General features: G+C 62.3%; 24 protein-coding genes. 11 read left to right on the forward strand and 13 right to left on the reverse strand.

What is annotated here, in order from left to right:
• Both ACGYLY_RS12835 and ACGYLY_RS12840 read right to left on the reverse strand, forming a co-directional pair.
• A complete protein-coding gene (locus ACGYLY_RS12835; RefSeq protein ID WP_395281231.1) occupies positions 1–1,140 on the reverse strand; it encodes a nicotinate phosphoribosyltransferase in 1,140 nt (379 codons plus the stop codon).
• A 138-nt stretch (positions 1,141–1,278) separates the two neighbouring features.
• Positions 1,279–2,784, reverse strand: a complete 1,506-nt coding sequence (locus ACGYLY_RS12840) for an Hvo_1808 family surface protein (protein WP_395281229.1) — start codon at positions 2,782–2,784, stop codon at positions 1,279–1,281.
• A gap of 115 nt (positions 2,785–2,899) precedes the next feature.
• Between ACGYLY_RS12840 and ACGYLY_RS12845 the strand changes: the two genes are divergently transcribed.
• Both ACGYLY_RS12845 and ACGYLY_RS12850 read left to right on the forward strand, forming a co-directional pair.
• Positions 2,900–3,475: a cysteine hydrolase family protein gene (locus tag ACGYLY_RS12845; RefSeq protein WP_395281228.1), complete on the forward strand. Its 576-nt coding sequence runs from the start codon at positions 2,900–2,902 to the stop codon at positions 3,473–3,475.
• The gene (locus tag ACGYLY_RS12850) at positions 3,472–3,924 is read left to right on the forward strand and encodes a DUF4385 domain-containing protein (protein ID WP_395281227.1); all 453 of its coding nucleotides are present in this window, start codon (positions 3,472–3,474) and stop codon (positions 3,922–3,924) included. The genes ACGYLY_RS12845 and ACGYLY_RS12850 overlap by 4 nt, the downstream gene beginning before the upstream one ends.
• Positions 3,925–3,937: 13 nt before the next feature.
• Here ACGYLY_RS12850 and ACGYLY_RS12855 read toward each other — a convergent pair whose 3' ends face one another.
• Positions 3,938–4,858 carry a hypothetical protein gene (locus tag ACGYLY_RS12855; protein WP_395281226.1) on the reverse strand — a complete coding sequence of 307 codons (921 nt, stop codon included), beginning with the start codon at positions 4,856–4,858 and terminating at the stop codon, positions 3,938–3,940.
• Between the two features lie 52 nt (positions 4,859–4,910).
• On the opposite strand from ACGYLY_RS12855, the gene ACGYLY_RS12860 reads away from it, so the two are divergent.
• The 4 genes from ACGYLY_RS12860 to ACGYLY_RS12875 all read left to right on the forward strand — a co-directional run bounded on the left by ACGYLY_RS12860 (position 4,911) and on the right by ACGYLY_RS12875 (position 8,344).
• Positions 4,911–5,600, forward strand: coding sequence for a lipoyl protein ligase domain-containing protein (locus tag ACGYLY_RS12860; RefSeq protein WP_395281225.1), 690 nt, complete (start codon positions 4,911–4,913; stop codon positions 5,598–5,600).
• A gap of 27 nt (positions 5,601–5,627) precedes the next feature.
• Positions 5,628–6,899, forward strand: coding sequence for a dihydroorotase (locus tag ACGYLY_RS12865; RefSeq protein ID WP_395281224.1), 1,272 nt, complete (start codon positions 5,628–5,630; stop codon positions 6,897–6,899).
• A 36-nt stretch (positions 6,900–6,935) separates the two neighbouring features.
• Positions 6,936–7,646 carry an NDP-sugar synthase gene (locus ACGYLY_RS12870; protein ID WP_395281223.1) on the forward strand — a complete coding sequence of 237 codons (711 nt, stop codon included), beginning with the start codon at positions 6,936–6,938 and terminating at the stop codon, positions 7,644–7,646.
• A 68-nt stretch (positions 7,647–7,714) separates the two neighbouring features.
• Positions 7,715–8,344: a dienelactone hydrolase family protein gene (locus ACGYLY_RS12875; protein WP_395281222.1), complete on the forward strand. Its 630-nt coding sequence runs from the start codon at positions 7,715–7,717 to the stop codon at positions 8,342–8,344.
• Positions 8,345–8,377: 33 nt separating this feature from the next.
• On the opposite strand, the gene ACGYLY_RS12880 is transcribed toward ACGYLY_RS12875, so the two are convergent.
• The 8 genes from ACGYLY_RS12880 to ACGYLY_RS12915 all read right to left on the reverse strand — a co-directional run bounded on the left by ACGYLY_RS12880 (position 8,378) and on the right by ACGYLY_RS12915 (position 16,582).
• Positions 8,378–8,596 carry a hypothetical protein gene (locus ACGYLY_RS12880; protein ID WP_231184976.1) on the reverse strand — a complete coding sequence of 73 codons (219 nt, stop codon included), beginning with the start codon at positions 8,594–8,596 and terminating at the stop codon, positions 8,378–8,380.
• 39 nt (positions 8,597–8,635) lie between these two features.
• A complete protein-coding gene (locus ACGYLY_RS12885) occupies positions 8,636–8,992 on the reverse strand; it encodes a hypothetical protein (RefSeq protein WP_395281221.1) in 357 nt (118 codons plus the stop codon).
• Complete coding sequence (locus ACGYLY_RS12890; protein WP_395281219.1) at positions 8,992–9,918, reverse strand: ABC transporter permease; 927 nt, start codon at positions 9,916–9,918, stop codon at positions 8,992–8,994. Before ACGYLY_RS12890 ends, ACGYLY_RS12885 begins: the two co-directional genes overlap by 1 nt.
• Positions 9,915–10,928 (reverse strand): ABC transporter permease, encoded by a 1,014-nt coding sequence (locus tag ACGYLY_RS12895; protein ID WP_395281218.1) that lies wholly within the window; start codon positions 10,926–10,928, stop codon positions 9,915–9,917. Before ACGYLY_RS12895 ends, ACGYLY_RS12890 begins: the two co-directional genes overlap by 4 nt.
• Positions 10,929–10,979: 51 nt before the next feature.
• Positions 10,980–12,695 (reverse strand): ABC transporter substrate-binding protein, encoded by a 1,716-nt coding sequence (locus tag ACGYLY_RS12900; protein WP_395281217.1) that lies wholly within the window; start codon positions 12,693–12,695, stop codon positions 10,980–10,982.
• A gap of 319 nt (positions 12,696–13,014) precedes the next feature.
• On the reverse strand, positions 13,015–15,540 hold the full coding sequence (locus tag ACGYLY_RS12905) for a dipeptide ABC transporter ATP-binding protein (RefSeq protein WP_395281216.1): 2,526 nt from the start codon (positions 15,538–15,540) through the stop codon (positions 13,015–13,017).
• 149 nt (positions 15,541–15,689) lie between these two features.
• Entirely contained in the window at positions 15,690–16,217 is a 528-nt protein-coding gene (locus ACGYLY_RS12910; RefSeq protein WP_395281215.1) for a GNAT family N-acetyltransferase, read from the reverse strand.
• Entirely contained in the window at positions 16,214–16,582 is a 369-nt protein-coding gene (locus ACGYLY_RS12915; protein ID WP_395281214.1) for a universal stress protein, read from the reverse strand. The genes ACGYLY_RS12910 and ACGYLY_RS12915 overlap by 4 nt, the downstream gene beginning before the upstream one ends.
• Before the next feature lie 76 nt (positions 16,583–16,658).
• Between ACGYLY_RS12915 and ACGYLY_RS12920 the strand changes: the two genes are divergently transcribed.
• Positions 16,659–17,414 carry a DUF5806 family protein gene (locus ACGYLY_RS12920; protein WP_395281213.1) on the forward strand — a complete coding sequence of 252 codons (756 nt, stop codon included), beginning with the start codon at positions 16,659–16,661 and terminating at the stop codon, positions 17,412–17,414.
• Positions 17,415–17,416: 2 nt separating this feature from the next.
• Here the strand turns inward: ACGYLY_RS12920 and ACGYLY_RS12925 are convergent, their stop codons facing one another.
• The gene (locus tag ACGYLY_RS12925) at positions 17,417–17,965 is read right to left on the reverse strand and encodes a hypothetical protein (RefSeq protein ID WP_395281212.1); all 549 of its coding nucleotides are present in this window, start codon (positions 17,963–17,965) and stop codon (positions 17,417–17,419) included.
• Between the two features lie 116 nt (positions 17,966–18,081).
• Entirely contained in the window at positions 18,082–18,537 is a 456-nt protein-coding gene (locus tag ACGYLY_RS12930) for a universal stress protein (RefSeq protein ID WP_395281211.1), read from the reverse strand.
• A 360-nt stretch (positions 18,538–18,897) separates the two neighbouring features.
• On the opposite strand from ACGYLY_RS12930, the gene ACGYLY_RS12935 reads away from it, so the two are divergent.
• The 4 genes from ACGYLY_RS12935 (at position 18,898) to ACGYLY_RS12950 (ending at position 22,337) form a co-directional block, all read left to right on the forward strand.
• Positions 18,898–19,332: a universal stress protein gene (locus ACGYLY_RS12935; RefSeq protein WP_395284110.1), complete on the forward strand. Its 435-nt coding sequence runs from the start codon at positions 18,898–18,900 to the stop codon at positions 19,330–19,332.
• Between the two features lie 36 nt (positions 19,333–19,368).
• On the forward strand, positions 19,369–20,280 hold the full coding sequence (locus ACGYLY_RS12940; RefSeq protein WP_395281209.1) for an ATP-binding cassette domain-containing protein: 912 nt from the start codon (positions 19,369–19,371) through the stop codon (positions 20,278–20,280).
• Positions 20,277–21,074, forward strand: a complete 798-nt coding sequence (locus ACGYLY_RS12945; RefSeq protein ID WP_395281208.1) for an ABC transporter permease subunit — start codon at positions 20,277–20,279, stop codon at positions 21,072–21,074. Before ACGYLY_RS12940 ends, ACGYLY_RS12945 begins: the two co-directional genes overlap by 4 nt.
• A 126-nt stretch (positions 21,075–21,200) precedes the next feature.
• On the forward strand, positions 21,201–22,337 hold the full coding sequence (locus ACGYLY_RS12950; RefSeq protein ID WP_395281207.1) for a DHH family phosphoesterase: 1,137 nt from the start codon (positions 21,201–21,203) through the stop codon (positions 22,335–22,337).
• Positions 22,338–22,353 lie beyond the last annotated feature (16 nt).

Here is a 22,353-nt window from a genome sequence, read left to right on the forward strand (position 1 = left end):
TCAGAATTCGACTGCCGCCGCGTCTTCAGTAGCCCGACGAGCAGCCGCGCCGATATCGAACTCCCGCACTGGTTCACCGCCCCGAATCAGCGGCTGAAGCAGCGGCTCGCCCGCCGTCTCGTGGCGCGCGAGAGCGACGTGATGGCCGCCCTCGTCGGTGCGATACACCTGTTTTCGACCCGAGAGTTTGCCGCGCTTCGAAATCGGTTCGCCGTCGACTTCCACGATGTCGAGCGCGAAATCGACCGGCTCGGCGTTGCTGATGTGACTTCCGACGCCGAATCCGTCCACGATGCCGGAGAGGTCGCGGAGTTCGTCCGGGCCGAGGCCGCCGCTCGCGAAGATGTCCACGTCCTCGTAGCCGTGTGAATCGAGTTCCCAGCGGAGTTCCCGAAGGATGTGTTCGAAGTCACCGCGCCGCGATCCGGTGGTGTCGATACGGACGCTGTCCAAATCGTCACCGAGCGCGTTCGCCGCGCGGAGCACCTCGTCCTTCTCGTCGGAGAAGGTGTCACAGAGCGCGACCCGCGGGACCTCCTCGCCGACGGCCGCGTCGAACGCTTGCCACGCCGCTTCCTGATCGCCCGCGCCGAAACAGAGCAGCAGGGCGTGGGGCATGGTTCCGCCGGGTTCCCGTCCGAGTACCTCGCCCGCGGCGACGTGTGAAAAACCGTCGAACCCCGCAATGAGAGCCGAGCGCTCGACGACGGCGGCGATGGACGGGTGAACGTGACGCGCACCGAAGCTGAGGAGGACGGAGTCGGGGGCCGCGAGTCGCGCGTCGAGCGCGTTCGTCGCCATTCCCGACGCGTGCGAGAGAAAGCCCAACAGCGACGTTTCGTATCGCGCGAAATCGAGATAGCTCCCCTCGATGGACATGACCGGGCCGCCATCGAACAGTCGTCCCTCGGCCATGGCGTCCACGTCGATGGGGAGTCCTTCGAGGAGACGTGCGGCGTCCTTCACGCCGGAGAGGAGTTCGAACTCGCCGGTCGGAAACTGGTCCGCCGTCACTTCGGCGACGACGTGGGGATTCTTCCCGGCGGCTTCGAGCGTCGTTTCGGTGCGAAGGAAGTAGGCGTCCGTCGCGGTTCCGTCTCGAATCGACTCCTCGGGAACCACGTCGAATCGGTCGCTCACGCGAACCACCTGTCTTGCATATCCGGGGTATTCCCGGCGAGGGAGAAAAAGAACCGGATTCGTCGGTGTCGAGAAGCGGAAAACGAGAGCGTTACCACACGGGATTACGGCAAAGAGGGAGCAGGGAGAGCGCGCGGATTACGACGCGGCGGAACCGTGAACGTTGGAGAGGTCGGAAACCGTCGGCGCGTTCACGATGGTGACGGTGTTACCGTTTTGGCGAACCGAGAAGGCGTCGCCGAATCCGGTGCTGTCCGGCACCGTCCACGTGTTCTCCTTGTCGTCCACCGATTTCGCGTTGTGATAGTTGAGCAGTTTCTCGTAGGCGTCCACGAACTCCGTGGCGTCCTTCTTCGAGTCCCACTTCGTCTTGAAGACGTAGCCGGTCTCGTTTTTCGGCCCGTCGTTCGTGTACACGACGATTCTGTCGCCGTCCCACCCGTTCGTGGGTTTGCTCCGGTAGTTGAGCGGGTCGACCTTCCGGAGGTTCCCCTCCGAGTTCCGGTTGAAGAAGTCGTTTGCAGGGATTATCTGCGTACTCCCCTGGCTCTCGTAGTAGGGATACATGAACATGGCAAAGAGACCTGCTTCGCCGACTTCGCCGTAGTTCGGTCGTCCCTCGGGTTGCAGTCGGGTCCAACCGTTGCTCGTCGAATCCTGCACCGAAATCGCCGTCGGTTCGTCGTTCGGATACTTGTTCGGGTGGATTATCTGTTCGGTACTGGCGGGGGGGTTCGAGTAGACGTCGTTGACGCCCTCCCAACCGGACCGCTCACGGATGTGGCGGACGAAGGCCGGACCGTCGCTGTACGGCTGATATTTGATGAGATACGGCCCGATGTTGGCGAGTCCGTCGCCGCCGTCGCCGCTTCCCGTGGTATCGGAGAGGCACGTCCCTTTCCACGCGTTCCGACACCGGTTGCTGTAGAGGGCTTCGATGTTGTTCGCCTCGCCTTCGAGGAGGCCGTCGATGGCGTTGTGTCGCTCGCGGGTGGATTGGTTGAACGACGTGAGGTCGAAGTGCTGGTCCTGTAGCGCGTGCATGAGTTCGTGTGCGAGCGTACTCTCGCTCACGTGCAAGTTCTCGTTGTTGTTCGAGACCAGCACGATGGACTCCTTCGATGGACTGTAGAATCCGCCGATGGACGACCCGGAGTTCGTGTTCTGCACGGCGATCGAGTCGGTCGATTCGCCGATCATGAACAGCGACTCGTACTTCGCGTTGTCGAACAGCCGTCGGTTCCCGGAGACGTTGTTGCTGTTCTGGTCCTTTTGGAACTGCTTCCGGGAGACGATTTTGACCGGAACGTTCTTTTTGAACTCCAGCTCCCGAATCCGTTCGTCGCGAGCCATCGAGCGGTTGACGATGGCACCGATTTCGGACTTGTTCAGCCCGTCACTCTGGTCTATCGACAGGGTTTCGTTGTACCAATAACCGTTCTCCCAGCCGAGAACGTCCGAGGAGGGGTCCGCCGGATGGATGGCCTCGTTCGTGTCCGGCCCGGACACCTCGGTACTGGGATTCTCCGTCGTTTGCGTCACGTTTGGGCCGCTCGTCGTCGTACTCGTTTTCGTTCCCGGGGCCTGCGAACAGCCGGCGAGGACGAGCATGAGGGCGAGGGCAACTACGGTAATCGTTCGCATTCTCGTGGGTGCAAGCTAGAACCCTGATGTAAAAAAGGTCTTGAAAAGAGAGCGAAACGAAAGTCGCCTTCGAACGGACGAAACCGTTTCGTGAAAACCGACCGTATCCCCGAGTATGAACCTCGATTCCGACTCGACGGCCGTCGTCGTCGTCGATATGCAAAACGGGTTCTGTCACCCCGACGGAAGCCTGTACGCACCGGCCAGCGAAACGGTCATCGACCCGATTCGGGACTTTCTCGGGCGCGCCCGAGAGGCCGACGCGTCGATCGTCTTTACCCGCGACGTACACACGCCGGAACAGTTCGAGGGTAACCACTACTACGACGAGTTCGAGCGCTGGGGCGAACACGTCGTGGAGGGGTCGTGGGAGGCGGACATCGTGAACGATTTCGATGTCCGCGAGGAGGACCACGTCGTCACGAAGTACACCTACGACGCCTTCTATCAGACGGACCTCGAAGGATTCCTGAACGCCCACGGGATTCACAACCTGCTCCTCTGCGGAACGCTGGCGAACGTCTGTGTCCTCCACACCGCCGGAAGCGCCGGGCTGCGTGACTTCAGACCGCTCATCCTGGAGGACGCCGTCGGTTACATCGAGGAGGACCACCGCGACTACGCCGTCGAACACGCGGCGTGGTTGTTCGGCGAGGGCGTCGAACTGGACGACGTCGAGTTCGAGCGATGACCGACGGCCCCGAAGACGAGGTGAACTACCGCGACCATCCCGAGGAGTACGTCGAGAACTACGAATCGACGGGAGAGAAGGGCGTGTTCAAAGTCGAACCGTACAAATCCGAACTGTTGCCACACTGGTCCTACGCGGACCGTGAGTCGGCCCGCGAATCCGCCGAAACGCTGTTCGAGGCGTACGAAATGTACCGCGAAGAGGAGGATTTCGTGGGGATGGACATGGCGCGAAAGTACTGTCAAATGGGTTTCACTCGGGCGATGCGCTATGCGAAGTATCCCGGCGGGAAGAAGTACGATGACGACGGCGAGGAGCGCGAGCCGCAACGGTGGGCCGACCCGGAAAAACGCGAGGTTGCGAAGGTTTTTAAACGAAGATGGGACCAGATTCGCGACGATGAGCGATACCAGAGACTGAAAGACGAGCATCGAAATCGCGCGGAGTAAGCCAAACCAGGGTTCAGCGAATCTCCACCGAAATCGAGTCGCCGACCGAAAAGTCGTGGCCCGGACGGACCAGTTTCGCGCCGAACTGCTCCACCGACACGAACAGCGAGAGGCCGGTAATCGACTCCCCGTTCGCACGGATTTCCACGTCGTCCCACGTGACGGTGCGGCCGTCCGCCCACCCAATACGCGTGCCGAGGAGTGAAACGGGAGCGGATTCACTGTCTCGCGGTGAGACCGCTCGTGAGTTCGGCGTACGGAGTACGCCGCCGTCTCGTGTCGTTGCCGCTTGACCTTCCAGTGCGCGGAGTGCACCCCCTCCCTCGTAATGCGGTAGTCCGCCGTCAATCACCACGCGGGTCCCATCCCCTCCGAGTACGGCCTCGATTCCAGCGAACCGCTCGCCGGGAGCGGGATGGGTCGGCGAATCGAGAACCACGAACGTCTCGCCCGTCTCGACGACGCGACCCGTCCCGTCCCACGCGAGGGGTTCGATTTCCACTGGAACGTCGAGCGGAAGCGACCCCGAGGCGCGAACGGGGTTCGTCCCGCGTTCCCGGAAACCGAGGTGGATGTGGTTTGCGACCCACGGAGCGAAGAAACCGGAGCGAATCAGTTCACCCAGCGAATCGCCGACGGCTACCGTATCTCCCGGTTCCACAGACGGAGCGACGTGCAACATCCGAGCGAGGTAGTCACCGGTATCGACCACGATGAGGTGGTCGTGGGCCACGGCGTACGGTTTCGATGGGGCCGTCACCGACCTGGTTTCGACCACCTCTCCGGCGACGGGGCTCGGCGCGAGCGGCGTCCGTGGCTCCCCGCTGTCGGGATAGAGGTCGATGGCACTACCGTCGTCGTGGGCGACGTACGGCGAGTTGTAAACCGAAAAGCGGGGATAGCGAGACAGCACTTCCGGGGAAAGCCCGACCATGGGATGAGTTTCGACCGGGAGCGTTTACATACATCGGGTCCAATGGAACGCTATGCGCGTGCTTCGTGGTCGGGCGGAGACCCGTGACGAGGACCGACAGGTCACCGCCACGATGCTCACGGAAACGGCGGACGCGGGTGAACCTTCGGTTCGCGTCTGGGCGCCACATCGGCAGATAGCGTTCGGACGGCGGGACGCCCGCGCCGAGAAGTACAACGTGGCGAAATCGGTCGCTCGGGCGTGCGATTTCGAACCGCTCGAACGGAGCGTCGGCGGCCGTGCCGTCGCGTACACCGGAAGCACGATGGCGTTCGCCAAAACGGTTCCACTCTCGGACATGCGAACCGGGATGGAAGAACGCTACGCCGAGACGTCCGAGGCGCTCCAACGTGCGTTCTGGCGACTCGGGGTTCCGGCCCAGCGCGGCGAACCCGAAGGGTCGTTCTGTCCGGGCGATTACTCGCTCCAATGGAAGGGAAAGGTCGCGGGAATCGCACAGCGGGTTCGCACAGGCGCGGCGCTCGTCTCCGGCGTCGTCATCGTCGATGACCACGAAGTTATATCGGGGGTTCTCGACCCCATTTACGCCGCCCTCGACGTGCCGTTCAACCCGAATTCCGTGGGGAGCATCGCGAAAGTCGGCGGCGACAGCGACCCGAAACTGGTCGCCGAAACCATCGAAGGGATGTTGGTCGGCGACGCGGACGTGACGGTCGAACACGTCCGCGACCGGGAGGTTTAGGACGATTCCCGGAACACTGCCGAGTAGATGCTCACCATTCGGAACGCGACGCTTCCCGACGGAAGCAAGCGCGATGTTCGTATCGAAACCGACGCGGGACGGATCTCTGCCATCGGCTCTTCCCTGACGGAGTCCGGCGAGGTCATCGACGCGACGGGAAAACTGCTGTTGCCCGGTGCAATCGACGCGCACGTTCACTTCCGTCAGCCCGGCTTTTCGCACAAGGAGACGTGGGAGACGGGAAGCAAGAGCGCCGCCGCGGGCGGCGTGACGACCGTCGTCGACCAACCCAACACCAATCCGCCGATCATCGACGCCGCGTCGTTCGACGTCAAAGCCGAACTCGCCGCGGAATCGTACGTGGATTACGGCATCAACGGCGGCGTCACGCCCGACTGGGACCCCGACGAACTGTTCGAAAAGCCGATTCTCGCGCTCGGCGAGGTGTTTTTGGCCGATTCGACCGGGAAGATGGGGATTGAAGCGGACCTGTTCCGGTCGGCGGTCGAACGTGCCACGGACGAATATCTCGTCGTGACTGTGCACGCGGAGAACGCGGATCTGTTCGATTCGGACGCGAAGTCGCGTGACGATGCGGACGCGTGGAGCGCCTACCGCACGGCGGAGGCCGAAGCGGACGCCGTCGAACGGGCCTGTGAAATCAGCACCGACCTCGGCGCGCACCTACACATCGCACACACCAGTACGCCGGAGGGAATCGACACGGCGGCCGAGGCGGGTGCGACCTGCGAAGTGACGCCCCATCACCTGTTCCTCTCGCGCGACGACCTCGACGAACTAGGGACGTACGGCCGCATGAACCCGCCGCTTCGGAGCGAAGAGCGCCGGGAGGAAGTCTTCGCCCGCGTCGCGGACGGAACGGTCGACATGATAGCAACCGACCACGCACCCCACACCAGCGAGGAGAAGGACGCGAGCATCTGGGATGCTCCGAGCGGAGTTCCGGGCGTCGAAACGATGCTTCCCCTCCTGTTGGAGGAAGCCCGCAAGGGCACCCTCAGCTACGAGCGCGTCGCCGAACTCACCGCCTACAACCCCGCGACGGTGTTCGGCCTGCCGCGGAAGGGCCGTATCGAGGAGGGCAGGATGGCGGACCTCGTTCTCGTGGACCCCGACGCGACCCGCGAGATTCGCGCGGACGGCCTTCACACGAACTGCGATTGGACTCCGTTCGAGGGATGGACGGGCGTGTTCCCGGAGATGACGATGGTGCGCGGAACCGTCGTCTTCGAAAACGGCGAGTTCGGCGAGAACGTCGGGGAAAACGTTCGCGCATAGCCCAAGAAATATCAACCAGTGTGGAGAATCGGGAGTATGCAAGCAGTCCTCCTCGCCGCCGGGAAGGGAACCCGACTGCGGCCGTTGACCGACGAGAAACCCAAAGCGTTGGTCGAAGTCGCCGGGAAACCGATTCTCACGCACTGTTTCGAAACCGTGGTCGAACTGGACGCGGAGGAGTTGATCGTCGTGGTCGGCTACGAGGGCGACGAGATCCGGGAGCGATACGGGAAGTCGTTTTCCGACGTGCCGATCACGTACGTTCGGCAGGACGAGCAGTTGGGAATGGCCCACGCGCTTCTGCAAGCCGAACCGTACGTCGACGGCGATTTCATGTGTGTGGACGGCGACTGCGTGATCCGGTCTGACCTCGAACCGTTAGTCGAACGCCAACGGGAGGACGGAGTGGACGCGGTACAGCACGTCGAACGCGTTTCGACCGAAGAGGCACGCGTCAAGGCCATCTGCGATGTCACCGACGAGGGGGAACTGCTGGGAATCGAAAAGGAACCCGAGGACCCGCCGGAACCGAGTCTCATCGCGGCGGGGTTCGCCGTCTACGGTCCGGCGATGTTCGACGCGTGTGCGGAGACGGAACTGTCGGTGCGCGGCGAGTACGAACTCGCGGAGTCGATTCGGCGGTTCGTCGACGACAACAGGATGCTGGTGATGCGAGCGGACGGGTGGTCCGTCAATATCAACACGCCGGGAGAGCGGGAGACGGCGGAACGACGGCTTCGGCAGTGAGGCGGGGTAGAGGGAAGTGCATCGGAGCCATCACGATTAGGCATGACGATGTCGATAGGTGACGTGATATGCCGGGGGAAAACGCGGTGGAGATACCGGTCGATTCGGTTCGACTGGAGGGAAACTTGCACCTCCCGACCGACAGGGACGGCATCGTCCTGTTCGCGCACGGGAGCGGGAGCAGTCGGAAGAGTCCGCGAAACAACTTCGTCGCCGAGCGACTCCGCGAGTTCGGCCTCGGGACGCTCCTGTTCGACTTGCTCACGGAGGCGGAGGACGAGATTTACGCGAACCGCTTCGATATCGGACTGTTGACCGATCGTCTCGTCGCGGTAACGGAATGGGTGGAACGTCGCGCGGAAACCGAGGGATACCGTCTCGGCTACTTCGGGTCGAGTACGGGGGCCGCCGCCGCGCTTCGCGGCGCGGCACGTCACCCGGAAATCGGCGCAACCGTCTCGCGCGGCGGGCGTGTGGACCTCGCCGCGGACGCACTGGACGACGTGACGGCACCCACGCTGTTCATCGTCGGCGGTCTGGACACCGACGTACTCGAACTGAACCGCGAGGCCTACGACCGATTGTCCTGTGAGAAACGCCTCGAAGTCGTGGAGGGTGCGGGACACCTGTTCGAAGAACCGGGAGCGCTGGAATCGGTCGCGACGCTCGCGGGGGAGTGGTTCTCCTCACGGCTCTGATACAGGTGTGCCGGTCGCTTCGCGCTGTTCGTGTCAGGAAAGGAAGAACGGGACGAGCGCGAGCAGCAATCCGAGGAGAACACAGAGCAGTCCATAGGTCTGATATCGAGCGACGCCGAATCCGCCGAGTTCGCCGTGCGAGGCGACGGCGACCGATTGCCTGATTTCGAACATTTCTCGTGGCTTAGCTGTCACGATAATGCCGATACCGGCGAATATAATGCCCGCAAGTAGCGATTCGAGCACGACCATACCAGCCACAAGAATGATATATGGTAAAACATTTGCGGCTCAGTATGCCGCACGTAAGACGAGCGTCATCACGGTCACGCCGAGCATGGCACCGGCGCCCAGACCGCCGATGACCGTCATGGCCTCGCGGGAGTCGGCCTCGGTCCATCCCGTGTTCGTGTCGAGATACTCCTGTGCGTTTTCCACCGCGCTCCCCGCGAACACAGACCCCGACCAGCCGAGAACGGCGAATCCGAACGCCAGCGCGGCGACCGCGAAGGTTTTCCGGCTAGCGAACGAAACCGTCTCGCCCGTGACGACCACGAGCGCGATTCCAATGCCACCGAGCACGAACCCGATGGCACCGAATCGGGAAACGAGGAGAACGCGGGGACGCAGATAGCCGACGAAATCCATCAGTCCACGGCTTCCCGCATCCGCGGGTCGAGCGCGTCACGCATCCCGTCGCCGAGGAGGTTGAATCCCAACACCGTTACGGCGAGGAACAGGCCGGGGAAGAACGACCACCACCACGCGCTCGGAACGCTGAACAGGCCGTGTTTGACGCCGTTCGAGAGCATCAGCCCCCACGAGGGCGTTCCGGGGTCGGCACCGAACCCGAGGAACGACAGCGCCGCGAGGTCGAGGATGGCGAGGCCGAAGTTGAGCGTGCTCTGCACCGTAATCGGCGCGAGGCAGTTCGGGAGGACGTGGCGAACGAGCACGCGCGGGTTCTTCGCACCCAACGCCACCGTCGCGTCGATGTACTCGTCTTCGAGGACCTTGAGCGCCGCCCCGCGCACGACGCGGGCGAAACGCGGCGTGTAGACGAGGGTCAGCGCGGCGACAGCACGCCACAATCCCCATTCATCGGGAAACACCGCGACCAGTGCGAGCGACAGCAGCAGGGACGGAAACGCCAGCAGGATGTCCATCGTCCGCATGATGACGTTGTCCGTCAGGTCGCTGTAGTACGCCGCGACGACGCCGAGACCGACACCGAGAACCGTCGAAGCGACGACCGTCACCGTTCCGAACAGTATGGCGTACCACGCGCCGTAGAGGACGCGCGGGAAGATGTCCTGTGCTTGCAGGTTGGTCCCGAAGGGATAGGTTCCGCTCGGAGCGTGGAGGCTCGGTTGGATACCGATCCGTGACTGCTTGATGGCCGCGAGGTCGATGGTCACTCTCGCGTACACCGCCACCACGAGTATGAAGAGGATGATGGTGAGACCGGTGACTGCGAGCCGATTCGACAGGAGTTCGGAGAGGAACGGCGAGGCCCGCAGGCGTTCGAAGAACCCGCGAGAGACCGTTTCACTGTTTTCCGTTTGCGTGCTCATTGTTGGATCCTCGGGTCGAGATAGGAGTAGGTGATGTCGACGAACAGGTTGACGAGGGTGAACAGGAGCGCGAACATCAACACGGTGCCCTGCACCACCGGGAAGTCACCGGCTTCGATGGCTTTCACCAGCATGGTTCCGATACCGGGAATACCGAAGACGGTTTCCGTCAGCACCGCACCGCCGAGCAGGGTGCCGAACTGGATGCCGATGACCGTCACGACCGGAATCAGCGCATTGCGGAAGCCGTGTTTCAGCATCGTGATTTTCGTTCCCTGACCCTTCGCGCGGGCGGTTCGGATGTAGTCCTGGCGCACGACTTCGAGCATGGACGAGCGCATCATCCGCGAGATGAGCGCCATCGAGTAAATCCCGATGACGAGGGAGGGCAGTATCAGGTGCATGGCCGCCGACTGGAACGCCGCGAAGTTTCCGTTCAACAGCGTATCGACCGTGATGAGGCCGGTGACGAGGTTGATGCTGTACTCCGAGGCGATACGGCCGCTCGGCGGGAAGACGTGCAGTATCTGGGCGAAGAGGAGGATGAGAAGCGGACCGCTCCAGTAAATCGGGATGCTGATGCCGGTCAGCGCGCCGATTCGGGTGAAGTGGTCCGTCACGGAATCCTGCTTGATGGCCGAAATCACGCCGAGCGGAATACCGAACAGGATGCCGAACAGTTGTCCGTACAGCGCCATCTCGACGGTGACGGGAAGCCTGTGCAGGAGGATGGTCGTGACCGGAACGTTCTTTCGAATCTGGTAGGACTGTCCGAGGTCGAGATGCGCCGTATCCCAGAGGAACTGTCCGTACTGGACCCAAATAGGCTGGTCCAACCCTATTTCGTGGCGGACCTGACGGACGAACGCTTCCGAGGCCCGTTGCCCTGCGACCGCGCGTGCGGGGTCGCCCGGCGAGAGTTGGAGAATGGCGAAAACGAACGTCGCCACCCCGAGCAGCACGGGAATAAGTAGCAACAGACGTTTGATAACGAACCGCTTGGATATCATCTACTTCAATCTCAAACAGCGGGGGGTCAAAAAAGACTCGTTACCGTAGTCTCAGTTGAGTTTGACGAGGCGCAGGTACGGGCCGCTGATGGGTGCGAGTTTGAATCCGCTGACGCTGTTGTGGACGCCGCGGAGGTCCTTAGCGTGGTCCATGAACACCCACGGCGCTTCGTCGTGAGCTATCTTCCCGGCCTGTTTGTACTTCTTCTTCCGCGCCGCGTTGTCGTAGGTCACTTGCGCGTCCTCGACGAGCTTCATGAAGTCGGTGTTCGCCCATCCGGCGACGTTGAGCGTGTTGAAGTTCTCGGCGTCGAAGCTGACCCAGTCCTGTCCGTCCGGAACCTTGTCGATAGAGACGCCGGGGTGGAGCAGCGCGTAGTGGAAGTTGTCCGGGTCGGCGTTGTCCGTCATCCATCCGAGGAAACACGCGTCGTGCTTCCCGGTTTCCGTGTAGGTGAGGAACGGGTCGAACGCCTGCTGGTTGATGGTCACGTCGATGCCCACCTGGTTCAGGTTGGACTTGACGGTCTGGGCCGCCTGAATCGGACTCGGGTTGTAGGTGCGGGGATTCTTGAACGTCGCCAACTCGAAGGAGAAACCGTCGCCGTAGCCCGCTTGCTTGAGCAGTTTCTTCGCCTTCTCCGGGTTGTACTCGTACGGACTGAGGCTGTCGTTGTACCCCATCACGCTGCTCGGAATCGGCTGGTTCGCCTGCTTCGCGATGCCCTTGAAGATGGTGTCGACGATGGCCTTCGTGTTGATGGCGTGGCTGATGGCCTGACGGACCTTCTTCTTGCGGAAGGCTTCGACCTTCGCCATGTTGAACGCCAAATAGCCGATGTTGATGCCGGCGTCGGAGACGAGTTCCGCGTTGCTCGACTTCTCGACCTGCTGTGAGGACTGTGCGCCGAGGCCGTCGATGATGTCGGCGTCGCCAGAGTCGAGCGTCTGTGCGCGGGACGTGTTGCTCCCGACGACGGTGAACACGACTTCGTCGACGTAGGGACCGTCTCCCCAGTAGTCCGCGTTCTTTTCGAGACGGACGCGGTTGTTGCTCGTATCCCAGTTCTTGAGCTTGAACGGACCGGTTCCGACGGGGTCGGATTTGAGCTTCTTGCCCTTCGACTCGATGGCTTTCTTCGAGTGAACCGCGGAGACGAACATCGCGAGGTTCGGGAGGATGGGCGCGTACTTCTTCTCCAGATTGATTGTCAGTTCGTGGTCGCTCGCCGCTTCCACGTTCTTGATGACACCGAGCGTGTACGGACCGTAGGACGAGGCGTACTTCTTGCCGGGGTAGTGTTTGTAGCTCTCGTCCACGAACCGGCGATAGGTGGCCACGAAGTCGTCCGCGGTGAAATCCTCGCCGTTGTGGAATTTCACGTTCTTGCGGAGGTCGAGCGTGACCGTCTTGCCGTCCACGTTCCAGTTCGTCGCGAGCCCTTCCGTGAGGGAGGTCTTGCCGGGTTTGAACGCGATGAGGGTGTCGTACAGTTGGTTCGTGACCTTCGCGACTTCGCCGCTCGTCGAGTTCTGGAAGTCGAGGGACCCCGAACTGCTGCCGCGGGCGTAGGTGAGGGTGCTGCCCGAACCGCCGCTCCCGTCGCCGCTCCCATTGCCGCTTCCGTCCCCGTTGCCGTCGCCGGAGCTGGTGGTTTGGTCGTCCGTACTGCCGCCGATACAACCCGCGAGTGTCGCTGCCGCGGCCGCGCCGCCAGCAGCTTTGAGGAAACTACGTCTGTCAGTTAACCTGTCGCGTGACGCCATACGCCACTGTGGTCATATGTTCTATATAAACATACCGGACCAATAGTAACGAATACTTGAGTGGAAAAAAGGATGAAATCGAAATCTGACATGGATTCCACAACAGTTAGCGAATTAACCGCAGCTTCGTGAACCAATCGTTGTTTTTTAGCCGGGGAAGCTAGATTCAAAATAGAGATCGAGATGGGTTCGAAGTGGTTCCCATCTGGGTCGTTTTCGACCGCGGGAAGAGACTTCGCGTGGACTAAAAACGTCCGACAATGACCAGACTGGTAAGTCGATGTACAACGATGGTGAGTGAAGGGGGAGGAAAGACGACCTATTCCGGTTGGTCGTAGAGGTGGCAGGCCGACGGATGCGTCGTGTCCTGAAGGGTCGGACTCGTCCGTTCGCAGATGCTCGTGAAGTTGTCCGCGAGGAGCGATTCGGCCGATTCCCAGTCGCCGTCCGAAAGGTGGTCGAACGACCGGGCGACGATTTCCCGCGGTTCGCCGGTCGGTTCCGTCTCGAACAGTCTGTCCCAGAGCGCGGCGTGGAACGAGTTCTCCGCCGGTTGTCGGGTCGCTTCCCTGCTGTCGGTCGAGACGCGGGAGTCCGCGTCCGCCGACGGCCGGGCGTCCGTCGATTTCTCACCACCGTCCGTCGCGGCGCGCAGCGATTCTCCTCCCTCCGCTGCCTGTTCGTGAACCGATTCGAGGTTGATGGCGCGCTTCTCGACGCGCTCGCGGTAGTTCATCACTTCGCGGTACGCCTGCTGGTCGATGTCCATCCCGTCGGGCGGGATTATCTGCGGACACCGGGTGCGGAAGTGACACCCGGACGGCGGGTCGATGGGCGACGGGACGTCTCCCTTGAGGATGACCCGGTCGTCCGTATCCGCCCGCGGGTCGGGTTCAGGAATCGCGGAGAGGAGTGCCTGCGTATAGGGGTGTTTCGGGTCGTCGAACAGTTCGTCCGTGTCCGCGACTTCCACGATTTCGCCGAGATACATCACCGCGATGCGGTCGGAGATGTGCCGGACGACCGAGAGGTCGTGAGCGATGAACAGGAACGTCAGGCCGAACTCGTCCTGCAGGTCTTCGAGGAGGTTGATGATCTGGGCCTGTACGGACACGTCCAGCGCCGACACCGGTTCGTCGGCGACGATGAAGTCCGGGTCCACCGCGAGCGCGCGGGCGATGCCGACGCGCTGGCGTTGGCCGCCGGAAATTTCGTGCGGATACCGGTCGCGCTGGCTGGGGTCGAGGCCGACGTTCTCCATCAGTTCGTTCACGCGTTCCGACCGGTTCTCCTTCGCGAGGCCGTGAATCTGGAGCGGTTCGGCGATGATCTTCCCGATGGACATTCGCGGGTCGAGGCTGGACAGCGGGTCCTGGAAGATCATCTGCATGTCCTTTCTTGCCTCGCGCATCTCGTCGTCGTTCAACCCGCCGAGGTCCGTTCCGGCGAAGACGACGCGCCCGTCGGTCAGCGTTTCGAGGCGGAGGAGCGAGCGACCGGCGGTCGATTTCCCACACCCGGATTCGCCGACCAGTCCGACCGTCTCGCCCTCGTAGATGTCGAACGAAATGCCGTCGACCGCTTTCACGCTGTCGTCGCCGTCCGAAAGCCACTTGTCGAGGAAGTCGTCCGCACGCGAGTAGTGTTTCTTCAGACTGTCCACGGTGACGAGCCTGTCGCCGACGGCGTGTTCGCCCGTCGTCACGCTCTCCCGTTCCTCGACGTACTCCGCACCGTCGAACGATTCGAGGATGCATTTCGCGCGGTGGTCCACCTCCTCCGAGCCGTGTTGCAGGTTCGGAATTTCGCCCTGCGTACACTCGGGTTGTGCCCACGGACACCGGTCGGCGAAGTGGCATCCTTCGGGCATGTCGATGAGGTCGGGGACGTTTCCGTCGATGGGGGTCAACCGTTCTTTGTCCTCGCGCGGGATGGATTCGAGGAGGGCGTAGGTGTAGGGGTGGCTCGGGTTGTGGAAGATTTCGTCCACCGGCCCGACCTCCACCAAGTCGCCCGCGTACATCACCGCGACGCGGTCGCAGGTCTCGGCGACGACGCCGAGGTCGTGGGTGATCATGAAGACCGACATTCCCAACTCGTCCTGTAGGTCGTTGATGAGGTCGAGGATTTGGGCCTGAATCGTCACGTCGAGCGCCGTCGTCGGTTCGTCCGCGATGAGCAGTTTCGGTTTACAGGCGAGCGCGATGGCGATGAGGACGCGCTGACGCATCCCGCCCGAGAACTCGTGCGGGTATTCCTCGACGCGGGATTCGGGTTCCGGAATCCCGACCTCTTCGAGGATGTCGATGGTGTCTTCGAGGAGTTCGCCGTCGATTTCGCCGCCGCCGATTTTCGGAGCGATTTCGCGCACCGCGTTCCACCAGCTATCCTTCCGCTTGTCGCCGTACTGGTGCAGTTCGAGGCTCTCCGCGACTTGTTCGCCCACGGTCAGCGCGGGGTTGAGCGAGGTCATGGGGTCCTGAAATATCATCCCCATCTCGCTGCCGCGGATGTCACGCATGACGGATTCGGGCGCGGACATGATGTCGATGTATCCCTCGTCGGGGAAGACGTACTCCCCGACGCCGCTCGGATACTTGTCGGCGAACTCGGCGGCGACCTCCTCGTGTTCGAAACGGACGTCGCCGGAGACGACTTCTCCCGGTTCGTCGATGAGTTGCATCGCCGAGAGCGCGGTGACGCTTTTCCCGGACCCGGATTCACCGACGAGGCCGATGGTTTCGCCCTCGCGTATGTTCAGTTCGAAGTCGTCCACCGCCTCGACAGTCCCCCGTTCCGTGTGGAACTGCGTTTTCAGATTCGAGATGGACAATAAATCGGTCACAATTACGCGGCAATGGTTGTCGCGTGAGGAAAAATGGTTCGGTTGGGTTTAGCACGCGACACCGGAACGAAAGGGAAATTCCGGCTATCGGTTTAGAAACGGTATCGTCGGGAGGAACGAACGGATGAAGTGGAAATCGTCGTCGAACCTCAGAGCCGCAACACCATTTCCAACTCGAAGCTTTCCGCGTCCGCGGTTTCGAACCCGACGTTTCGGTAGAGGTTGACCGCGGCGCGGTTCCAGCGTTCGACCGTCAGCCAGACCTTGTCGATGTCCTGTGCCCGTCCGTAGCCGAGCAGGGTCCGGATGAGGTGTGAACCGATACCCGCCCGCTGGTAGTCCTGATGGACGAAGATGGCCAGTTCGTACGCCGAATCTCCGTCCGGGACGAGCGTCGCGTGGCCGGCGACGGTATCTCCGTTCCACGCGACGACGTTCAGCCCGTCCCCCTCGGTCAGGGTCTCCACCCAGTCGCGCACCCGATACTCCGTTGCCGGCGGAATTCCCTGTGCCCGGTCCGCCGGGTCGAAATCGACGTACATCGAGATGAGGTCCTCCTCGTTCCCCTCCTTGAAGGGACGAATCTCGATTTCCCTCCCCTCGCGGTCGTTGAACGCCTGTGGCGGCTCCGGGAACGGGCCGGCAGGTTCGTCCGGGAAGCGTCGGTCGGGGGTCATCGTACCAGTTTCACCGAGACGTGGGAGTTCAACAGGACGAATTCGGCGATCTGACCGAGCCGGATTTTCCCCATTGGACTGCGCTGGCCGCCGCCGAGGACTATCTGCTCGAACCCCTCGCTTTCCGCGACGTCGAGCAGGCGGCTTCCGGGGTCGCCCGAGATGTCCCGAACGGACGCCTCCAGTTCGGCGTCGTCCAGCACGGCTTCCGCTTTCTCGCGGATGTCGTCCTTTCCCCGGTCGCTCTGTGGATTGTCGAGTAGCGCAACCGTCAGTTCGTCGTCGGCCGCAACCGCGCGCGATACCGTTCGTTCGAGCGCGGTCAGAGAGTCATCGCTCCCACCGATTCCCAGTAAGACCTTCATACTACCTCCATTCCCGCCGGGTATCAAAACAGTTGGGTGCGATACGCTTTTGCACTCCGCTCGGTAACGACGGACTATGTCGAACGACCCCTCCCCGTCCGCGCCGGAGGCCGAAGACGAACACGCAGACGAGGAACATCCCCACGAAACGAACGAGGGAGTGTCACAGCAGTTGGCCGACGACGGGACGTCGAACGCGACCGGTGACGCCGACGGAGCGACCGACGCCGGCGGCGAAGCGGCGGTTGATGGGACGACGGGAACCGAGAAGACGGACGCCGAGGAAACGGATTCGGTTCCCGAAATCCCGCCGGAAGTGCAGAAGTACGCGCGCTTCAAGAAGATGGACGGAGCGGAGTACGACCGGGTCAACGAGTTCCTTCGCGACCGAACATACGTCACCGCGCGCGAGTGGGCGATCGCGCGCCTGTGTGCCGACTTCCGAACGGAAACGGGCGTCGAGATGACGAAAATCGGAAACAACCTCCCGTATCTCGTCCCGTTCATGACCGACACCTACACCCCGCAAGCGGTGAATCAGGCGCGATCGGCATTCGAGGAGAAGGTCAGAAAGGCGGGCGCGACGTTCCTCTACGGCGCGATGTCCGGCTTTTTCACGGCCGAGGAACTGGACGACGTGATGTACGAGGTGACGGAGGTGGCGAAATTCCTGCTCGAAGTCGAGGGCGTGGACCTCGCCGTCGCCGACGAACTCGCGGCCGAGGACAAGATTTCGAGCGTCATGCGCGAGGTCCGCGAATCGAGCGAGGAACTTCGCCACGACGAGATAAAGTGTCCACACTGCGGGCACGATATCGGCGGCGAGAAGTAGTTTTACTCGTCCGGCGCGGTGTTCGCGTCGGATTCTTCGGTCGGTTTCGCGTCCTCGGTTTCGGCTTCCTCGGGCGGTTGGAACAGCGACGGGTCGTCGTGCGTGAACCGGATGCGGTCCTCGCCCAGCGTCCGGATGAACGAGTACATCTTCCCCGCCTCTACCGCGTCGGAAAGCATCTCCTCTGCACCCTGAACGTCGTAGTACACCGGGTAGAGAACCGCCGTTTCGCTCCCGCGGTCCTCCATGGCGATGACGGCGAAGACGAGTCCGTCGGCGAGGGCGCGATAGGCCTCGAAGGCGTCGAACGAGACGCCGCCGTCCATCAGTTCCTCCAAGTCCTCGAACTCGTTATCGGGGACGAGTACGTCCAGACCGAACTCGCCGTCCTCGTCCGTCCAGATCGGAGTGACGTCTCCGGGATGGAGTTCTACGGTGTCCCATCCCTCGTCGTCGTACTCCGCCGTCGTCGCTTCCATGTCGGCGATGACGGATTCCCAGTGCGGCATCGCCCGTGAGTGCGCCGTGGCGTTCGGCGTCGAACCGTCCATACACCGATGGGTGCGTTTTTCCCGTAAAAACGTTGTTGTGTCATCGCGGTTCGCGGGAAAGCGACTTCGAATTGAGGGGGTGGAATCGCTGGAGGGACGAAGGGACGGGGCGAAAATCAGACCGAAAGAACGGGTTGGCTGGCGTAGAGAAGCACGTACTCCGCCGCTTTCTCCAACACCTCGCCGGGTTCCCCGGAGAGCGGTTCCCGCGGGATGACGAGGAAGTCGGCGTCGATTTCGTCGGCGCAGTCGAGGACGGCGCTCCCGGGATGTTGGAGTTTGCGTCTGGTCGAGAAGCCGTATGCGATGGAACTGCGGAGTTCGACGTCCGACTCCGCAGCGATGGCGCGGGCGCTGTCGATGAACGATTCCGTTTCGTCGATGATGTCGTCCTCCTCGATGGTGCCCGTCTCGATGGCGCGGGATACCTCCTCACCGAAGACGTAGAGGGCGTGGACGCCGGCACCGTATCGTTCGGCGACAGAGACCCCGTATTCGACGGCGCGCACCGATTCGTCGCTTCCGTCCACCGGAACGAGTACCGTGTTCACTTCGACTGGCGACTCGGACATACCCGAGGGTGCGCGAAGACGGGCAAAAAACCTTCTCCCGTCGTCGGCGAGATTCCTTCGAAACCTCGAAACGGGACTGATGAGCGTAAGCGATTCGCACATTCCGCGCGAATCGCTCGAATGGCGGGAAAGCGTAGCAACTCGCGACGGACCCGTCGCGGAAGTGGAAGGTGAGCGTATCCGCTACGCTGTGGGACAATATATCGTGTATGAACAAACCGCAATCGGGAGTGATTGCGGTCTGAGTGCAACCTTGCCCCGTCGGGCGTGCTGATAACATGCACCATGAACCTTAGCAGTTTGGATTGACGCAATTTAGTCACTCAGTCTTTAATAACGATGACAGAGGAAGAACGAACGATGATAGACACCGTCGTTATCGCCACCGATGGTTCCGAGAGCGTCGAACGGGCAGTGACGGTCGCACTCGACCTCGCGCGTCGATTCGACGCCGACGTTCACGCCCTCTACGTCGTCGATGCGGGCGAGGTGGACTCCTCCCCGGAAACGCTCCGCGAAGAGTTCCAGGACGCGCTCGAAGCACAGGGCGAGGAGGCGCTCGAATCGATACGCGAACGCACGGGCGGGAGCGTCGTCACCGCCGTTCGGGAGGGTGACCCCGCCGCCGAAATCAGGGAGTACGCCCGCGAACACGACGCGGACATGGTGGCCACGGGGACGCGGGGGCGACACGGGGAGAACCGCTTTCTCATCGGGAGCGTCGCGGAGCGCGTCGTTCGAACGTGCCCGACGCCCGTGCTGACGGTTCGGCAACTGGACCCCAGCGAGGCGTAGGGAAGATATATAGCGGGATGATGCAATGATTTCTTCATGACCGCCATCGAATTGAACGGCGTCTCCAAACGGTTCGGGAACGTCGTCGCCCTCCGTAACTTGAACCTCCGAATCGAGGACGGGGAGGTGTTCGGCTTTCTCGGCCCCAACGGCGCGGGAAAATCGACGACTATCGATATCATCCTCGACTACGTTCGGCCGACGGAGGGGACAGTCACCATCTTCGGGCACGACGCCCAGCGAGAAACCCGAAGCGTTCACGAACGAATCGGCGTCCTCCCGGACGCCTACCACGCGTACGACCACCTCACGGCGCGTCAACACCTCGAATTCGTCATCGAGACTCGCGGCGTGGACGACGACCCGGACCGGATACTGGACCGAGTCGGCATCCCGGAGGCCGCCGACCGGCGCGCCGAGGGATTCTCGAAGGGGATGACCCAGCGACTCATCCTCGGCATGGCGCTCGTCGGCGATCCCGACCTGCTCATCCTGGACGAGCCGACCACGGGACTGGACCCGAACGGTGCATTAGCGATGCGCGAAATCATCCGCGAGGAGCGCGATCGCGGCACGACCGTCTTCTTCTCCAGTCACATTCTGGAACAGGTCGAAGCCGTCTGTGACCGGGTCGCGATTCTCGACGACGGCGAGTTGGTCACGGTGGACTCCATCGACGGCCTCCGTCGGGCCGTCGGCGGCGGCGTGTCGTTGACCGTGGAAGTGAGTCGTCTTCCGGAAGGAACCATCGAACGGGTGCGCTCGGTCGAGGGCGTCGAGAACGTCACGGCCGAGGAGACGACGCTCGTCGTCGGTTGTCGAAACCAAGCGAAGAAACGTGTTCTCGATACAATCGAATCGACCGGCGTCACCGTCGAGGACTTCGAAACCGAGGAAGCGTCGCTCGAAGACCTGTTCACCACGTACACGGCGGAGGTGCCCGCATGAGATGGCGCATTATGGCGAAGAAAAATTTCCTCGACGCGTACCGAAAGTGGTCGCTCGGCATCGCCGCCATCACCTTCGTCCTCTTTCTCACCGTCCCCGTCTACATGGGGATGAGTAGAACGAACGCGCCCGGCGATGCCGACTTCTTCTCCGTGGTCGGGTTCGTGGTTTTCTTGGTCCCCCTATCGGCGCTGATGATGAGCTACGACGCCATCGCCGGTGAACGCGAACTCGGGAGCCTCAAACTGCTACTCGCGTTGCCGTACACCCGTCGGGATGTCGTCACCGGAATGGCCGTGGGACGTGCGGCGGTCGTCGGCACGGCGACGATGGTCGGTATCTTCACCGCGACCATCGCGTTCCTCGTGTTCGGTGGTACCGTTCAGGTCGGGAGTTACCTCTCGTTCCTCGTCCTCGTGCTGTTACTTACTGCGGCGTACACGGCGTCGGGGGTTTGCTTCTCGGCGGCCTCGCCGACGAGCAACCGCGCGATGGCGACGAGCATCGGCTTTCTCCTCCTGACGCTCATCGGCTGGTCGTCAATCGCGCAGCTGCTTCGGTACGTTCTGAACGGATTTTCGAGGCCGTCCGGCGGCCGACCCGAATGGGCGGTGGCCGTCGACAGCCTCAGTCCGATTCAAGCGTATTCGAACGGAATGAATACCCTCGTCCACACGAACGGGGCGGTCAGTTCGTTCTACAACACCGGTTGGTTTGCACTCCTCGTCCTGGTCGCGTGGGCCGTGATTCCGGTGATACTCGGCTATCGGCGGTTCGCTTCGGTGGACATCTGAGTGACGGAAGCGAAGTGGATTCAATCCCTTTTCGGTCGAAACGAAGCCTTCAGGCCGCGAAACCGTCGTTCTTCTCCGGTCGATTCATAACCGGGAACTCTTTGCGACTCGGGTCGGAGTGGTGGTATGAAAGATTGGGTCATCGACGACGAAAACCTCTCGCTCGAACGAAAATCCCTCCTCCCGGGCGAGGGCTTTTTCTTCCCCGATTCGCTCGAAGCACGGCAGGAAGAACAGGAAGCGAAGGAAGAACTGACGGGTGCGGAACGGGCGGTCGTCGCCGACCCGGACGCCGACGGATTGGCCGCGACGGCGCTCGTACGCGAAGCGTTCGGGGAGACAGCCCTCATCCCCGCGGGACCGCACGACCTCGCGGACGCGATCGAACGGGTCGTTGCGTACAGCGAACCCGGCGCGACGGTGTTCATTTGCGACCTCTGTCCCGACGCCTACGAACCCATCGCGACGGAACTCGAAACGCTGGTCGAGGAGGCCGAAGAGGTGTTCTGGTTCGACCATCACCAGTGGGACGACGCGGTGGCCGACGCGGTTCGCGCCCTCGGCATCGAACTCGTCGTCGGCGAGTCGGACGAGGAGTGCACCGCGGACGTGGTCGCCCGATCGCTCGACTACGACTTCCCGGACTACCTCGTCGAACTCGCGGAAGTCACGCGTGATCACGACCTCTGGCTTCGAAACGACCCGCGAAGCGACGACCTCGCGGACTACTCCTACTGGGCGGAACCCGAGGAGTACATGGAAGTCATCCAAGCGCACGGCGCGGACCTCCCGGAGGACGTCGGGGCGTTCCTCGCGGAACAGCGCGTCGAGAAGGAGGCCCTCATCGAACGAGCGGTCGAACGCGCCGACATGAAGCAGATCGGCGACTGGACGGTGGGCGTCACCTACGGCCGCTGTTCGCAGAACGAGGTCGCGGAGGCGATGCGCGAACGCGGCGCGGACGCCTCGGTCGTCGTCAAACCCGCCGGAAGCGCGAGCATCCGCGGCACCGACGAGTTCGAGCGCTGCCACGAGGTCGCACGCCAGGTCAACGGCGGCGGCCATCCGAAGGCGGCGGGGTGCAAGCCGAGCATCTACGACGACATGCTGGACTACGCCCACCACTGGACGACGCAGGGCGCGGTGACGAAACGGGTGATTCTGGAGGCGTTCTGGAACCTGAAACACGAAGACGACGAAGCGTCGGAGTTCGAAGCGGGCGAAGCGGACGAAGTAGGCGAAACGGACGAAACGGACGAGTAAAACGGAGCGTGCGGGC

Source organism: Haladaptatus sp. CMAA 1909 (assembly GCF_043952005.1).
Taxonomy (GTDB): domain Archaea; phylum Halobacteriota; class Halobacteria; order Halobacteriales; family Haladaptataceae; genus Haladaptatus.

Coding starts and splice junctions, on each gene's coding strand:
- ACGYLY_RS12840 (WP_395281229.1), bottom strand. CDS start 2,784: ATGCGAACGATTACCGTAGTTGCCCTCGCCCTCATGCTCGTCCTCGCC.
- ACGYLY_RS12845 (WP_395281228.1), top strand. CDS start 2,900: ATGAACCTCGATTCCGACTCGACGGCCGTCGTCGTCGTCGATATGCAA.
- ACGYLY_RS12850 (WP_395281227.1), top strand. CDS start 3,472: ATGACCGACGGCCCCGAAGACGAGGTGAACTACCGCGACCATCCCGAG.
- ACGYLY_RS12855 (WP_395281226.1), bottom strand. CDS start 4,858: ATGGTCGGGCTTTCCCCGGAAGTGCTGTCTCGCTATCCCCGCTTTTCG.
- ACGYLY_RS12860 (WP_395281225.1), top strand. CDS start 4,911: ATGCGCGTGCTTCGTGGTCGGGCGGAGACCCGTGACGAGGACCGACAG.
- ACGYLY_RS12865 (WP_395281224.1), top strand. CDS start 5,628: ATGCTCACCATTCGGAACGCGACGCTTCCCGACGGAAGCAAGCGCGAT.
- ACGYLY_RS12870 (WP_395281223.1), top strand. CDS start 6,936: ATGCAAGCAGTCCTCCTCGCCGCCGGGAAGGGAACCCGACTGCGGCCG.
- ACGYLY_RS12875 (WP_395281222.1), top strand. CDS start 7,715: ATGCCGGGGGAAAACGCGGTGGAGATACCGGTCGATTCGGTTCGACTG.
- ACGYLY_RS12880 (WP_231184976.1), bottom strand. CDS start 8,596: ATGGTCGTGCTCGAATCGCTACTTGCGGGCATTATATTCGCCGGTATC.
- ACGYLY_RS12885 (WP_395281221.1), bottom strand. CDS start 8,992: ATGGATTTCGTCGGCTATCTGCGTCCCCGCGTTCTCCTCGTTTCCCGA.
- ACGYLY_RS12890 (WP_395281219.1), bottom strand. CDS start 9,918: ATGAGCACGCAAACGGAAAACAGTGAAACGGTCTCTCGCGGGTTCTTC.
- ACGYLY_RS12895 (WP_395281218.1), bottom strand. CDS start 10,928: ATGATATCCAAGCGGTTCGTTATCAAACGTCTGTTGCTACTTATTCCC.
- ACGYLY_RS12900 (WP_395281217.1), bottom strand. CDS start 12,695: ATGGCGTCACGCGACAGGTTAACTGACAGACGTAGTTTCCTCAAAGCT.
- ACGYLY_RS12910 (WP_395281215.1), bottom strand. CDS start 16,217: ATGACCCCCGACCGACGCTTCCCGGACGAACCTGCCGGCCCGTTCCCG.
- ACGYLY_RS12915 (WP_395281214.1), bottom strand. CDS start 16,582: ATGAAGGTCTTACTGGGAATCGGTGGGAGCGATGACTCTCTGACCGCG.
- ACGYLY_RS12920 (WP_395281213.1), top strand. CDS start 16,659: ATGTCGAACGACCCCTCCCCGTCCGCGCCGGAGGCCGAAGACGAACAC.
- ACGYLY_RS12925 (WP_395281212.1), bottom strand. CDS start 17,965: ATGGACGGTTCGACGCCGAACGCCACGGCGCACTCACGGGCGATGCCG.
- ACGYLY_RS12930 (WP_395281211.1), bottom strand. CDS start 18,537: ATGTCCGAGTCGCCAGTCGAAGTGAACACGGTACTCGTTCCGGTGGAC.
- ACGYLY_RS12935 (WP_395284110.1), top strand. CDS start 18,898: ATGATAGACACCGTCGTTATCGCCACCGATGGTTCCGAGAGCGTCGAA.
- ACGYLY_RS12940 (WP_395281209.1), top strand. CDS start 19,369: ATGACCGCCATCGAATTGAACGGCGTCTCCAAACGGTTCGGGAACGTC.
- ACGYLY_RS12945 (WP_395281208.1), top strand. CDS start 20,277: ATGAGATGGCGCATTATGGCGAAGAAAAATTTCCTCGACGCGTACCGA.
- ACGYLY_RS12950 (WP_395281207.1), top strand. CDS start 21,201: ATGAAAGATTGGGTCATCGACGACGAAAACCTCTCGCTCGAACGAAAA.